The sequence below is a fragment of the Pseudonocardia charpentierae genome (assembly GCF_031845345.1).
GTDB lineage: Bacteria > Actinomycetota > Actinomycetes > Mycobacteriales > Pseudonocardiaceae > Pseudonocardia > Pseudonocardia charpentierae.
This window is the reverse complement of sequence record NZ_JAVREJ010000014.1, coordinates 113342-128096: the sequence shown is the minus strand read 5'-3', so window position 1 is coordinate 128096 and position 14755 is coordinate 113342. Positions and strand designations below refer to the sequence as shown.

The 14755-nt window shown below is 74.8% G+C and carries 10 protein-coding genes; 9 read left to right on the top strand and 1 reads right to left on the bottom strand.

Annotated features, from left to right (window positions below; all coding sequences use genetic code 11):
• Positions 1-105 precede the first annotated feature (105 nt).
• The 6 genes from moeZ to RM445_RS19710 all read left to right on the top strand — a co-directional run bounded on the left by moeZ (position 106) and on the right by RM445_RS19710 (position 6485).
• Complete coding sequence (moeZ, locus tag RM445_RS19735) at positions 106-1278, top strand: adenylyltransferase/sulfurtransferase MoeZ (RefSeq protein ID WP_311558191.1); 1173 nt, start codon at positions 106-108, stop codon at positions 1276-1278.
• A 134-nt stretch (positions 1279-1412) separates the two neighbouring features.
• Positions 1413-1985: a hypothetical protein gene (locus RM445_RS19730; RefSeq protein WP_311558189.1), complete on the top strand. Its 573-nt coding sequence runs from the start codon at positions 1413-1415 to the stop codon at positions 1983-1985.
• Positions 1986-2056: 71 nt separating this feature from the next.
• A complete protein-coding gene (locus tag RM445_RS19725) occupies positions 2057-2884 on the top strand; it encodes a TIGR02569 family protein (RefSeq protein ID WP_311558188.1) in 828 nt (275 codons plus the stop codon).
• A gap of 183 nt (positions 2885-3067) precedes the next feature.
• Positions 3068-4408, top strand: coding sequence for a nitrate/nitrite transporter (locus RM445_RS19720; RefSeq protein WP_311558282.1), 1341 nt, complete (start codon positions 3068-3070; stop codon positions 4406-4408).
• 175 nt (positions 4409-4583) lie between these two features.
• A complete protein-coding gene (locus RM445_RS19715) occupies positions 4584-5771 on the top strand; it encodes a uroporphyrinogen-III synthase (RefSeq protein ID WP_311558186.1) in 1188 nt (395 codons plus the stop codon).
• 12 nt (positions 5772-5783) lie between these two features.
• Positions 5784-6485, top strand: coding sequence for a sirohydrochlorin chelatase (locus tag RM445_RS19710; protein WP_311558185.1), 702 nt, complete (start codon positions 5784-5786; stop codon positions 6483-6485).
• A gap of 71 nt (positions 6486-6556) precedes the next feature.
• On the opposite strand, the gene RM445_RS19705 is transcribed toward RM445_RS19710, so the two are convergent.
• Positions 6557-6844: an MGMT family protein gene (locus RM445_RS19705; protein WP_311558184.1), complete on the bottom strand. Its 288-nt coding sequence runs from the start codon at positions 6842-6844 to the stop codon at positions 6557-6559.
• 61 nt (positions 6845-6905) lie between these two features.
• Between RM445_RS19705 and RM445_RS19700 the strand changes: the two genes are divergently transcribed.
• The 3 genes from RM445_RS19700 to RM445_RS19690 all read left to right on the top strand — a co-directional run bounded on the left by RM445_RS19700 (position 6906) and on the right by RM445_RS19690 (position 14744).
• Entirely contained in the window at positions 6906-10331 is a 3426-nt protein-coding gene (locus RM445_RS19700; RefSeq protein ID WP_311558183.1) for an ATP-dependent helicase, read from the top strand.
• 157 nt (positions 10332-10488) lie between these two features.
• Positions 10489-11355, top strand: coding sequence for a glycoside hydrolase family 16 protein (locus RM445_RS19695; protein ID WP_311558181.1), 867 nt, complete (start codon positions 10489-10491; stop codon positions 11353-11355).
• 38 nt (positions 11356-11393) lie between these two features.
• Entirely contained in the window at positions 11394-14744 is a 3351-nt protein-coding gene (locus RM445_RS19690; protein ID WP_311558180.1) for an ATP-dependent helicase, read from the top strand.
• Positions 14745-14755: the final 11 nt, after the last annotated feature.

Below are 14755 nucleotides of genomic sequence, written 5' to 3'. Positions count from 1 at the left end.
TGCCAACTTTCCCGGTTTCGTCCTCCCGGCGGGCGGACCGCTGGGAAGATGCCTGACCGGTCCGGTGTTGCACCCGGCAGAACTGCTACCGATCGAGGAGTACCGATGGCGCTACCGCCGCTCGTTGAGCCGGCCGCCGAGCTGTCCAAGGACGAGGTGGAGCGCTACAGCCGCCACCTGATCATCCCCGACGTCGGGATGGCGGGGCAGAAGCGCCTCAAGAACGCGAAGGTGCTCGTCGTCGGCGCCGGTGGTCTCGGCAGCCCCGCGCTGCTCTACCTCGCCGCCGCCGGTGTGGGCACGCTCGGGATCGTCGAGTTCGACGTGGTCGACTCGTCCAACCTCCAGCGCCAGATCATCCACGGCCAGTCGGACGTGGGCCGCTCCAAGGCCGAGTCCGCCCGCGACTCCATCAAGGAGACGAACCCGTTCGTCGAGGTCCGCCTGCACGAGCTGCGGCTCGACTCGAGCAACGTGCTCGACGTCTTCCGCGACTACGACCTGATCCTGGACGGCACGGACAACTTCGCCACCCGGTACCTGGTCAACGACGCCGCCGTGCTGCTCGGCAAGCCCTACGTCTGGGGCTCGATCTTCCGGTTCGAGGGCCAGGCGTCGGTGTTCTGGGAAGACGCCCCGAACGGGCAGGGCCTCAACTACCGCGACCTCTACCCCGAGCCCCCGCCGCCCGGGATGGTGCCGTCGTGCGCCGAGGGTGGCGTGCTGGGCGTGCTGTGCGCGTCGATCGGCTCGATCATGGTCAACGAGGCGATCAAGCTGATCACCGGCATCGGCGAGACCCTGCTCGGCAGGCTGATGGTCTACGACGCCCTGGAGATGACCTACCGGACCGTGCGGATCCGCAAGGACCCGAGCACTTCAAAGATCACCGAGCTGATCGACTACGACGCGTTCTGCGGCGTGGTGTCGGAGGAGGCGCAGGACGCCGCGTCCGGGCACACGATCACCGCGATCGAGCTCAAGGAGATGATCGACGCGGGCAAGGACTTCGCGCTGATCGACGTCCGCGAGCAGAACGAGTACGAGATCGTCAGCATCCCCGGCGCGACGCTGATCCCGAAGGGACGCATCGTCTCGGGCGAGGCGCTCTCGGAGATCCCGCAGGACAAGCCGGTGGTGTTGCACTGCAAGTCGGGTGCGCGCTCGGCCGAGGCGCTGGCCGTGCTGCACCAGGCCGGGTTCCGGGACGCCGTGCACGTCGGCGGCGGCGTGCTGGCCTGGGTCAAGCTGGTCGACCCCTCGCAGCCGATCTACTGAGTCACCCCTGTCGCCCGTGGAACGGGGTCGGAGCCTGAGCTCCGGCCCCGTTTCGCCGTCGTGGTGATGCGGATCGAACCGTTCCGGCGCTCCGTCCGTGGTCCGAGGTGGGGTCTGGGCGATGGGGGTCGCGCATGGACGACGGACGGTGGTGCGCCCTGCCGGGGTGCGACACGAGGATCTTCACCGACGACGGGCGCCCGGAGCGCCGCTACTGCACCGCCGCCCACCGCGCGCAGGCGCGTCGGGTCCGGCGGGAGGCGATCCGGGTGGAGCGGCTCAGCGATCCGGCCGCGCTCGCCCCGGAGCTTCCCTGGCTGCGCGAACCCGTCGAGGCGGTGGTGGAGTCCTCGGACACCACCGCCCGGCCGGGAGCGTTCGCGCGCACGGCGGGTCGTCGGGCGCACGCGCGGCGCCACGAGCCGGTCCGGCCGCGCCGTCGCCACGCCGCGGTGCTGATCGCCGTGGCCGGCCTCCTCGCCGGTGGGTACGCCCTGGCCGAGGCCGGGGAGGAGACGCCGCCCGCCCGCGCCACCTCGGACGGACGACCGACTGAGGCGGTGCCGGCCGCGCCGGACGCCGCAGCTCCCGGCGCCCCGCCGGGCGTGGGGCAGCCCGATACCGACCGGGCCGTGCTGGCGGAACTGCGCGACCGGGTGGCCCAGGTCGCCCGCGAGGCGCGGAAGGCGGAGGCGGCGCGCGGCTGAGCAGGGTCCGGCGTCGTCACCGCCGCGTGGCGACTCCGCTCCCCGCCGCGGCACAGGTACCGTCACCCGTTGTGACCGCTGCACCTGTCCTGGCTCTCGGGTCGGAGAACGCGCTGCCGCCGCACGTGCGCACGGCGTTCGGAGTGTCCGAGGTGGAGCCACGACCGGTGCTGTGGGCCGGCCGGCGGGCGTGGCACTGCGGCGACGTGCTCATCCGGCCGGTGGCGGACAACGCGCTGGCGGCCTGGTCGGCGGGAGTGCTCGACGGGTTGCACGTCGACGGCCTGCGGCTGGCGCGTCCCGTGCGGTCGTCGGACGGCCGGTGGGTCGTCGCTGGCTGGGCGGCGTGCCGATTCGTGCCGGGAACCCTTGTGCCGCACTACGACGCCACAGTGGAGGCGTCGCTGCGGCTGCACGCCGCGACCGGCGGGCTGGCCCGTCCGCGTCTGCTCGACGACCGCGACGACCTGCCGACCCGCGCCGCGGCCGCCGCGTGGGGCGAGCGGACGCCGAAGCTGGACCCCCGCGCGGGCGGGGTGACCTTCGACGAGCTGGCCGGGCGCCGCCGCCCCGTCGAGCTCACGCCGCAGGTGGTGCACGCCGAGCTGTTCGGCGCCGTGCTCTTCGACGACGCCGGTGTGCCGGCGTTGATCGAGCTCGTGCCCGCGTGGCGCCCCAAGGAGTGGTCGGCCGCGGTCGTCGTGGTCGACGCGGTCGCCTGGGGCGGCGCGGACGAGGGGCTGATGGACCGGTGGGCGCACCTCGACGCCTGGCCGCAGGTGCTGCTGCGGGCTGTGCTCTACCGGCTCGCGCTGCACGCCCAGCACCCCGAGGCGTCGGCCCGGACGCTGGCGGGTCTCGAGCGGGCCGCCGACCTCGTCGGCACCCGGCTGCCCTGACGCTGCACCCGGACCGCTCACCGATGTGAGCACCCGTTGACAAGGGCGTCACACGGGGCGACAGCCGGGTAATTCTGCGTTCCTACCGTCGTGCGGAATGGGAAACGTTCCCCGACGCGGAGGTGGGTACGCGTGACCGCCACAGCAGGTCCCCCGGAGACCGGCACGGCCCGGCGCAGCCTCGTGGCCGGCCGATGGATCGACCACTGGGAGCCCGAGGACGAGAGCTTCTGGCAGCGCACCGGCCGGAAGATCGCGAACCGCAACCTGCTGTTCTCGGTCCTCTCCGAGCACATCGGGTTCTCGGTCTGGACCCTCTGGTCGGTCCTCGTGCTGTTCATGGGGCCCGAGTACGGCATCGACGCGGCGGGCAAGTTCTTCCTGGTCTCGGTGCCGACGCTGGTCGGAGCCGTGCTGCGGCTGCCTTACACCTTCGCGGTGGCCAAGTTCGGTGGGCGCAACTGGACGATCGTCAGCGCCGCCCTGCTGCTGATCCCCACCATCCTCGCCGCGATCGTCATGCACCCGGGCACGTCGTACACGACCTTCATGATCGTGGCCGCGATCGCGGGCGTCGGCGGCGGCAACTTCGCGTCGTCGATGACGAACATCAACGCGTTCTTCCCCGAGCGCCACAAGGGCTGGGCGCTGGGCCTCAATGCGGGCGGCGGCAACATCGGCGTGCCCGTGATCCAGCTGATCGCGCTGTTGATCATCGCGACGGCGGGGGCCGGCCACCCGCGGATCATCCTCGCCGTCTACATCCCGCTGATCGTCGTGGCCGCGGTGCTGTCGGCGATGTACATGGACAACATCTCGTCGGTGCGCAACGACACCGGGGCCTTCCAGGAGTCGATCCGCGAGAGCCACACCTGGATCATGGCGTTCCTCTACATCGGGACGTTCGGCTCGTTCATCGGCTACAGCTTCGCCTTCGGCCTGGTCCTGCAGAACCAGTTCGGCCGCACCCCGCTGCAGGCCGCGTCGATCACGTTCATCGGCCCGCTGCTGGGGTCCCTGATCCGGCCCGTCGGCGGGAAGCTCGCCGACAAGTACGGCGGGGCGAAGGTGACGTTCTTCACCTTCATCGCGATGGTGGTCGCCTCGGCGGTCATCCTCGCTGGCTCGGCGGCGAAGTCGCTGGGCGTCTACGCGGCCGGGTTCATCGTGCTGTTCGTCCTGACCGGGGTCGGCAACGGCTCCACCTACAAAATGATCCCGTCGATCTTCCGGGGCAAGGCGCTGCAGGCCGTCGCCCGGGGTGGCGACGAGCGCACGCAGCTGTTGCGGGCCCGCAAGGTCTCCGGTGCCGCGATCGGGATCATCGGCGCCGTCGGGGCGTTCGGCGGCGTGCTGATCAACATGGCGTTCCGCCAGTCGTTCCTCACGGCGAAGACGGGCGACCCGGCGTTCTGGGCGTTCATCGCGTTCTACGTGGCGTGCATCGCGGTCACCTACGTCGTCTACCTGCGACCCGTGCCGGTCGATGTCTCCCACCCCCGGGCGGCCTACGCCCGCGTCTAGGCGGCGGACACGCCGCGGAAACACCGTGGACCCGGTCCGGTTACCGGCGGCGGCGACCATGGTGTGGTCGCCGCCGTGCCGCGCCCCGGGCACCTCCGGTTGGCCGTGGCACGCGGTGGGAACCCACCACATGCAGCCTGCCGCGGCTGCGGAACGGACAAGCGTGACGAACCCCGTGACGACCACTGCCTCCTCCGAGTCGGCACCACCGGCCGTTCCCGCACTGGCGGGTTTCACGGTCGGGGTGACGGCGGCACGTCGGGCGGAGGAGCTCGGCACCATGCTCGGGCGGCGCGGCGCGGTGGTCCTGCACGGGCCGTCGATCCGCATCGTCCCGCTCGCGGACGACGCCGACCTGCTCGCGGCCACGAAGACGCTCGTCGCCCAGCCCCCGGACATCACGGTGGCGACCACCGGGATCGGCTTCCGCGGCTGGGTCGAGGCCGCGGAGGGTTGGGGTCTCGGGAGCGACCTTCTCGAGGCACTGGGCTCGGGCACGCTGATCGCCCGGGGCCCGAAGGCGCGCGGCGCGATCCGGGCCACGGGCCTCATGGACGCGTGGTCGCCGGAGTCGGAGTCGTCCGCGGAGGTGCTCGAGCACCTGCTGGACGAGGGGGTCGAGGGCAAGCGCATCGCGGTGCAGTTGCACGGCGAGCCGCTGCCGGACGTCGTCGAGGCGCTGATGATGGCGGGGGCCGAGGTCGTCGAGGTGCCGGTGTACCGATGGGAACCGCCCGCCGACATCGGGCCGATGGACCGGCTGACCGACGCCGTGCTGGCAGGCGGGGTGGACGTGCTCGCGTTCACCAGCGCGCCTGCCGCGGCGAGCCTCCTGCGCCGGGCCGACGAGCGGGGCGTCCGCGACGACCTGTTGCGGCTGCTGCGCGGGACCGTGCTCGCGCTGTGCGTGGGTCCGGTCACGGCGGCGCCCCTGGAGGCCCTGGACGTCCCGACGGTGCAGCCGCACCGCTCCCGGCTGGGGGCGATGGTGCGGCGGCTGGAGGGCGAGATGCCCGCGCGGGCGCGCAGCCTGCCGGTCGCCGGGCACTGGCTGGAGCTGCGCGGGCACGCCGTGGTCGTCGACGGCAATCTGCGGGAGGTGCCCCCGAACGGGATGACGCTCCTGCAGACGCTCGCCCGCCGCCCCGGGCGGGTCGTCCCCCGGTCCGAGCTGCTCGCGGCACTGCCCGGGAAGGGCAACGACGAGCACGCCGTCGAGACGGCGATCGCGCGGCTGCGGGCGGCGTTGGGCAACCCGAAGCTGGTCCAGACGGTGGTCAAACGCGGCTACCGGCTGGCGCTGGACCCGGCGGCCGGCCCCGTGCCGGTGGGAGGTCACTGCCTGCACGGCGACGCGCTGTGAGGCTGTGATCGGATGGGCGGTGTGATCGATCCGCTGGTGCTCGTGGCGCACGGCAGCCGCGACGACGCCGCGCACGCGTGCGTCGAGGACATCGTCGCCGCTGTGCGCACCGCGCTGACCGGCGTCGACGTGCGGCTGGGCTACGTGGACGTCCGGGGTCCGAAGGTGGACGAGGCCGTCGCCGGCCTGGACGGGGCGGTCGTCGTCCCCGCGTTCCTCGCGTCCGGCTACCACGTCCGCACGGACCTGCCTGCCCAGCTCGCCGCCTCCGGCGTGGCGCTCGAGCGGTTCTCCGTGACCCCGGCGATCGGGCCGGACCCGCTGCTGGCCCACGCCGCCCGGCAGCGGCTGGCGGAGTCGGGCTGGCGGTACGGCGACGCGGTGGTGCTCGCCGCCGCCGGTTCGTCGGATCCCGCGGCGCTGGCGGAGGTCCGGGTCGCGGGACGGATGCTCGCGGTGGAGGTCGGGCGCAAGGTCCGGGTGGGATTCGTCGCCACGGCGGCGCCGCGGGTCGACGCGGTGGTCGCGGGCCTGCGCGCGGCCGGGGAGCAGCGAATCGCGGTGGCGACGTGGCTGCTCGCGCCGGGTGTCTTCCACACCCGGCTGGGCGAGGCGGGGGCGGACGTGGTGTCCGCGCCGCTCGGTGCGCATCCTGACGTCGTCGCCACGGTCGTCGCCCGCTACCGCGCCGCGGCCCGCCCCGACACCCCCTGATCCGTCCGGCACCCCGCGAGTCGGCACGTTCGCCGGCGCGAGTCGGCACGTTCGCCGGCGCGAGTCGGCGGTCAGCGGCGGCGGGGGCGGAGTTCGGCCGGGACCCGGCCGTCCGCGGCGAGGACACCCTCGACCCGCAGCCGCGCGGCCTGCTCCGCGGCGATGTGCGGGGCGAAGGTGCCGTTCGCCCGCACGACCCGGTGCCAGGGCAGGTCGTGGCCGTCTTCGGCCAGCAGCCGGCCGACCAGGCGGGCCGAGCTGAGACCCGCCTCGTCGGCGATCTCGCCGTAGCTGCGGACCTGGCCGGGTGGGATCGCCCGGACCAGGGCGCGCACCCGTTCGACCGTCGCGTCGTCCATCCCGCGATCGTGCCCCGCACCGCTGCCGGGAACTGTCGGGGGTACGTGGTCGAATCGTGTCGTGTTCGGACCGGAGGTTGTCGACGACGCGAGCGCGCCCCTGCTCGTGCGGCCTCCGCGCGTCGCGATCCCCGAGCCGGAGTGGGAGGCGGCGGCCCGGTGGGCCCTCGACCACGAGGCCGGCCCACTGCGCGTCGTCGGAGGGCCCGGCACGGGCAAGACGACTCTGCTGCTCGCGTCGGCCGTCCGACGGATCCGTTCCGGGGGTGAGCCGGACAAGCTGCTGCTGCTCGTCGGCAGCCGCCGGGCGGCTGCCGAGCTGAGGGCGCGGCTGACCACCCTCCTGCACCGCGACGGGGCCGCCGACACCCCGGCTGTGCACACCGCCCGTGAGCCGCTGGTGCGCACCGTGCACTCGTACGCCTTCGGGGTGCTGCGGCTGCACGCCGCCCGCAACGGCGACCCCCCACCCCGGCTCCTCGCCAGTGCCGAGCAGGACGCCGTGGTGCGCGACCTGCTGGCCGGCGAGCTGTTCGGCTGGCCGGGCGGCACGGTGCCGGGGTCGGGCTGGCCGGACCGGCTGCGGCCGGCGATCGGCTTGCCGGGCTTCGCAGCCGAGCTCCGCGAGCTGCTCCTGCGCGCGGCCGAACGCGGCCTGGGGCCGAACGAGCTGCAGGCGCTGGGGAAGCGGCACGACGTGCCGGAGTGGGTCGCGGCCGGCCGGTTCTTCCGCACCTACGAGCAGGTGGTCCTCCTCCGCGGAGCCGCGGGCCGGGGCACGCCGCAGGCTACGGCCCCGGCGCTGGACGCCGCCGAGCTCGTCGGTGCCGCGCTGGACGCGCTGGCCAGCGACCCCGAGCTGCTCGCCGCCGAGCGCGCCCGGGTCCGGCACCTCCTGGTCGACGACGCCCAGGACCTCGACCCGCAGCAGATGGAGCTGGTGCGGGTGCTGGGCCGCACCGCCCGCACGGTGCTGCTGGCCGGCGATCCGGACCAGGCGGTGCTCGGCTTCCGCGGTGCGGACCCTGCGGGTCTCGACGCCGTCGACGCCCCCACCGCGGTGCTCACGGTCGACCACCGTGCGCGTCCCGCGATCCGGTCGGCCATCGCCAGGCTCGCCGCCCGCCTGCCCGGCGCCGGGCCGGGGCGCACGCGGGTCGGCCCGGACGACGCCGTCGACGAGGCAGAGGGCCAGGTGCAGGTCTGCGTGTTCGGCTCGGCAGCGCAGGAGGCCGCCTGGATCGCCGACGGGTTGCGGCGCGCGCACCTGCAGCACGGGGTGCCCTGGTCGCAGATGGCCGTGCTCTCGCGCTCCGCCCGGCGCACACTGCCCGTGCTGCGCCGCGCCCTGCTGGCCGCCGGCGTGCCGATCGCGGTGCCGCCGGACGAGCTGCCGCTGGCCCGCCAGTCCGCGGTCGTGCCGCTGCTCATGGTGCTGCGGTACGCGGCCCGCCCGGACGATCTCGACGCCGATGCCGCCACGGCGCTGCTGACCTCGCCGCTGGGCTCGGCGGACCCGATGCGCCTGCGCCGCCTGCGCCGGGGGTTGTTGCGCCTGCACGCGGCGGGCCGGGAGGACCGGGAGAACGCAGCCGGCGACGCGGCACCACACGGTGACGGCCCGGCTGCCGACGACGTGCCGTCGACGACGGCCGCGGACGACGAACGCATCGGGAGCGACCCCCTGCTGGTCGAGGCCCTGCGCGCCGCCGCGCTCGGGCGGCCGGACCCGCTGTCCGCCCTTCCCGCGTTCGAGACCGCCCCGCTGCGCCGGGTCGGAGCGCTGCTCGCCGTCGCGGGCGAGGCCATCCGTGAGGGTGCCGGCGCCGAGCAGGTGCTCTGGCGGATCTGGCAGGGCACGAACCTCGAACAGCGCTGGGTCGACGCCACCACTCTCGGCGGCCCGGTGGGGGCCGCGGCGGACCGCGACCTCGACGCCGTTCTCGCGCTGTTCGACAGCGCTGCGCGGCACGCCGACCGGCTGCCCGGGGCAGACGTGCTCGCCTTCGTGGAGTACCTCGCCGACCAGCAGCTGCCGGGCGACACGCTCGCGGCCAGGGCTCCGGACACCGAAGCGGTGGCGCTGCTGACCGCGCACGCCGCCCGCGGCCGGGAGTGGCGGGTCGTCGCCGTGCCCGGGGTCCAGGAGGGCGCCTGGCCGGACCTGCGGCTGCGCGGCAGTCTGCTGGGCAACGAGCGGCTGGTCGACGTCGTCGCCGGGGTCGCCGAGCCCGCCGCGGCGGTGTCCCGCATCGCCCCCCTGCTCGCGGAGGAGCGGCGGCTGTTCTACGTCGCGTGCTCCCGCGCGCGGGAGACGCTGCTGGTCAGTGCGGTGCAGGCCGACAGCGCGACGCTGACGGGCGGGGAGCAACCGTCGCGGTTCCTCGACGAGCTCGATCCCACCCCCGACGACGGGCGCGACCGCACGGACCGCTCCGTGCACAAGCCCGGCCGCGCCTTGCTGCTCGCGGAGCTGGTCGGTGAGCTGCGGAGGGCCGTGTGCAGCCTGGAGGAGCCCGGCGAGGAGCCGCACGCCCGGGCGGCGCGGTCGGCCCGCCGGTCCCGGGCGGCCGTCCAGCTGGCGCGCCTGGCGCGGGCCGGGGTTCCGGGTGCGGCGCCCGACGACTGGTACGGCCTCGCGCCGCTGTCGACGGACGCTCCGCTCCGCGCCCCCGGCGAGGTCGTGCCCGTCTCCCCGTCGGACGTCGAGAAGATCCTCCGTTGCCCGCTGCGCTGGATGATGGAGCGGCACGGCGGCGGTGAGGTCGGCGCGCTCTCGGCGGTGACCGGCACCCTCGTCCACGCGCTGGTCCAGGCCGGCGCGGCGGGGGCGGACGGCGCGGAGCTCGAGGGTGCGCTGCAGGCCGCGTGGCAACGGCTCGACCTCGGCGCGCCCTGGTTCGGCCGCCGCGAGCTGGCCCGGGTGCGGGCGATGCTCGCGGCGTTCGACGGCTGGGTCCGCCGGAGCCGGGCCGACGGGCTGCGGCTCGTCGCGGTCGAGCATCCCGTGCAGCTGGACCTGGCAGACCCCGACGATGTCGACATCGCGGGCCGCCCGGTGTTGCGGCTGCGCGGCCGCGTGGACCGGCTGGAGGTCGACGGTTCCGGGCGCCCGGTCGTGGTCGACGTGAAGACGGGCCGCACGGCCGCCACCCGCCGGGCCGCGGTCGAGCATCCGCAGCTCGCCGTCTACCAGCTGGCCGCCGCGCTGGGTGCGTTCACCGAGCTGGTCGGCGCGGTGGCGGACCCGGGTGGAGCCCGGCTGGTCTATCTCGCCGACCGGTCGGCGTCCGGCGAGGCCAAGGTGCCCGAGCAACCTCCGTTGGACGCCGCCGAGCTGGAGCGGTGGAAGCACCTGGTCCGGGCCTGCGCCGAGGAGACGGCAGGTTCACGGTTCCACGCGCGGGTGGGGCCGGACTGCGACCGATGTCCGGTTCGGGCGAGCTGTCCGGTGAACGAGTCGGGGCGTTCGGTCACGGATGGGTGAACTGGTGACCCTGCGTCATAGGTGCTGCTCCGATCCGGCTCGGACCACCGGTCAAACGCGTCCGAAGGGGTGAGTTCTTGATCGGATCCGGATCGCGGTACGGTCACGGCACGCACCGGGCGCTCCCCGCTCTCTTCGGTGCGAACGGGAGGCCGGAGTGCTCGACGGACGAGTCCGCGCCGGCGCGGCCGCCGTGTGTGGCGCGCTGGTCCTCGCGCTCGCCGCCTGCGGGAGCCAGGGTGCCGGCGGTGGATCGCCGAAATCCACCGGCGACCTGTTCTCGGCGCTGCCCGGCACGGTGTCCGCCATCCCCGCCCCGCCCTCGGCATCGGTCGACGACAAGTTGCGTTCCGCCGTCCCCACCGATCCCGGGCCGGAGTGGAAGCGCGTGACCACCGAAGACTTCGACTCGTTCCGCACGAAGGCCTACGGGACCTACGACAGCGTCGGCGCGTTCGGCAACGGTCTGCGCCGCTCCTCGGCTATCAGCGTGTCCAACGGCGCGCTGAACATCACCGCGCGCGGGAACGTCTCCGGCGGCGTGGCCCACAAGTTGGACCGGACCTACGGCCGCTGGGAGTTCCGCGCCCGGACGGACCTGGGCCGGGGATTCGGATCGGCGATCCTGCTCTGGCCCGAGTCGGAGCGCTTCCCGGAAGACGGGGAGATCGACATCATGGAGGTGCCGTCGGAGACCCGCGACCGGGCGCACTTCATCGTCCACTTTCCCGGTCCGAACGGCAGCGACAAGGTCTACGGCTCCTACGCCGAAGACGACTTCAGCCAGTGGCACACCTTCGCCGTCGACTGGCTGCCGGACCGCATCGTCTACTACGTCGACGGCGTGGAACGGTTCCGCGTCACGGACAAGAACATCATCCCGGACAAGCCCATGCACCTGGCGATGCAGTTCGACCAGGGTCCCAAGAAGGACTGGATCCCGGCGCCCGACGCGACCACTCCGGAGGCCTTCTCCCTGCAGGTCGACTGGTTGCGCGTCTACGCACCGGCGTCCCCGTTCTGAGTTCGGGAACTGTCGGACCCCTGCGGTAGGACGGTGCAGTGCTGACCCCCCAGGCCCTCGCCGCGGCACTCAACCAGCCGCGGCCCACGGACGAGCAGGCCGCGGTGATCGCCGCGCCGGCGTCCTCGGCGCTCGTGGTGGCGGGGGCCGGCGCGGGCAAGACCGAGACGATGGCCGCTCGGGTGGTCTGGCTGGTCGCCACAGGGCAGGTGCTTCCCGAGCAGGTCCTGGGGCTGACGTTCACCCGCAAGGCCGCGCAGCAGCTCGGGGTGCGGGTGCGCACCCGGCTGCGTCGCCTCGCCGGGGCACGGCTGCTCGACGACCTCGACCCCACGGGCGAGCGACGCGCGGCGGTGCTGGCCGGCGAGCCGACGATCGCGACCTACCACGCCTACGCCGGGCGCCTGGTCGGCGAGCACGCGCTGCGGCTGCCGGCCGAGCCCGGCGCCCGGTTGCTCGGCAGCACCGGAGCCTGGCAGCTCGCGCACCGGGTGGTCTCGAGCTGGGCGGACGACCTGGACGTCGACCGGGTGCCCGCCACCGTCACCGGATACGTCCTCGCCCTGGCGGGCGAGCTCGGTGAGCACCTCGTCGAGCCCGGTGCGGTCCGGGCGCACGCCGGGGCGCTCGCCGCGCTGCTCGACCAGGCACCGCCCGGGCCACGGCAGCGTGCGGAGCCGTCGCAGCGCTACCGGCGGTGGCTCGAGGCCCAGCGGATGCGGCACGCGCTCGTCCCGCTGGTGGAGGCCTTTGCCGCACGCAAGCGCGCCGAGCGTGCGCTCGACTTCGGCGACCAGCTCGCCATCGCCGCCCGGGTGGCGGCGGAGCACCCCGAGGTCGGAGTGCAGGAGCGGGCGACCTACCGGGCCGTGCTGCTCGACGAGTACCAGGACACCGGCTACGCGCAGCGGGTTCTGCTGCGCGCCCTGTTCGGCGCCGCACCGGGTGCACCGGCCGGGCGCGACGCGCCGGCGGTGACCGCCGTCGGCGACCCGTGCCAGTCCATCTACGGCTGGCGCGGTGCGAGCGCCGGCAATCTCGCCCGGTTCCGCACCGACTTCCCGCGCCCGGACGGGGCGCCCGCCGACGAGTACGGCCTGCTCACCAGCTTCCGCAACCCGCGGGAGGTGCTGGTGCTGGCGAACGCCGCGTCCGCGCCGCTGCGCGCGGCCCCCGGCGCCGTCGGCGTCGGCGAGCTGGCCGCGGGGCCGGGCACGGCGGAGGGCGACGTCCGGGTCGCCCTGATGTCGGACGTCGCCGCGGAGCTCGACTGGATGGCCGACGCCGTCGCAGCGCGGTGGCGCGCCGCGGCGGACTTCGGCAAGGAGTCACCCACGTCGGCGGTCCTCGTGCGCCGCCGGGCCGACATGGACGCGATCGCGGCGGCGCTGCGGGCCCGCGACCTGCCCGTGGAGGTGGTGGGCCTGGGTGGGCTGCTCGACACCCCCGAGGTGCGCGACCTGGTCAGCGCCCTGCGCCTCGTCGCGGATCCGCTGGCCGGACCGGCTGCGGTGCGCCTCCTCACCGGTCCGCGGTGGCGGCTGGGCGTGGCGGACCTCGCAGCGCTGTGGGCGCGCGCCCGCGAGCTGGCTCCGGGGCCGTCCACCTACGCCGCGTCGTCGAGCGCCGCGGAGCTGGCACTCGGCGCGCTGCCCGGGGAGCACGCCGAGCAGGCCGGCCTCGTCGACGCGCTGGACGATCCGGGGGAGCCCGGGCGCTACTCCCCGGCGGGCTTCGCGCGGGTCCGCCGGCTCGCCGGCGAGCTGCGCCGCCTGCGGGCGCGGGCGTCGGTGCCCCTGACGGACCTGGTCGCCGACACCGAGCGTCTTCTCCTGCTCGACGCGGAGACGGCCGCCCGTCCCGGACCGGTCGGCCGGGCCCACCTCGACGCCTTCGCGGACGTCGTCGCCGACTTCACCGCGGGCGCGGAGGTCTCCACGCTGCCCGCCCTGCTCGACTACCTCGACACCGCGGAGCGGGCGGAAGACGGGTTCGCGCCCGGCGAGGTCGAGGTGGCGCCGGACCGCGTGCAGGTGCTCACGGTGCACGCCGCGAAGGGCCTCGAGTGGGAGATCGTCGCCGTGCCGCACCTCGTGGGGCAGGTGTTCCCCGGACGCAAGATCAGCGGGAGCTGGCTGACCGATCCCGCCGCGCTGCCCGTCCCGCTGCGCGGCGACGCCGCGGACCTTCCGGGGTTCGAGGCGCCGCCTCCGGGCGCGGACCGGAAGGTCGTGGAGGCCGCCCTGACGGCCCACGACGATGCCCTGGACGAGCGGCGGCTGGTGGAGGAGCGGCGGCTGTTCTACGTGGCGCTGACCCGGGCGGAACGGGTGCTGCTCGTGTCCGGGCACCGGTGGGGCCCGACCGGCGACCGGCCGCGGCTGCCGTCGGCGTTCCTGCAGGAGGTCCGCGACACGGTGGAGGCGACCGGGGTGGGTCGTGTCGAGCACTGGGCGGAGGAGCCCGAGTTCGGCGTGCACAACCCGGCCACCGCGGAGACCGTCACGGCCGAGTGGCCGGTCGACCCGCTGGGTGCGCGGTCCGCCGCCGTGCACGGCGGGGCCGAGCTGGTGCGCGCGGCGCTGCAGGAGCAGGCAGCGGCCGAGCCCGAGCAGCCGGCCGAGCCCGAGCAGCCGGCCGAGCCTGAGCACCCGGCCGAGCCCGACGACCCGGAGGTGCCCGACGACCCGGAGGTGCCCGACGACCCGGCCGACCCGGACGGCTGGGCCTCCGACGTCGACGTGCTCCTCGCCGAGCGCGCCGCCGCGGGAGTACGCCCGGTCGTCGCGCTGCCCGCGCACCTGTCGGTCAGCAGGCTCGTCGAGCTGGCGACCGACCAGGGCGCCCTGGCCGCGCGGCTGCGTCGCCCGCTCCCGCTGCCGCCGAACCCGCACGCCCGCCGCGGCACGGCCTTCCACGCCTGGCTCGAGCAGCGGTTCGGTGCCGCTCAGCTGCTCGACGTCGACGAGCTGCCCGGCGCCGCGGACGAGGGCGCCGCGTCGGACGACCTGCTGGAGGAACTGCAGGAGGCGTTCCTGGCGTCGCGGTGGGCGGAACGCGAGCCGTACGAGGTGGAGGTGCCGTTCGAGACCGTGATCGACGGGATCTCCGTGCGCGGGCGGATGGACGCGGTGTACGCCGAGGCCGACGGGGGCTGGACGGTCGTCGACTGGAAGACCGGCGCGCTGCCCGATCCCGCACGCCGGGCGACGCTGAACGTGCAGCTCGCCGCGTACCGGATCGCCTGGGCCGCACTGGCGGGATGCCCGCCGGAGCGCGTGCGGGCGGCGTTCCACTACGTCCGCCACGGCGTGACGCTGCGCCCCGTCGACCTGCTCGACGCTGACGGCCTGCGCGCGTTGCTCGCCGCGGTCCCGGTGGCCGGCTGACCACGTCATGA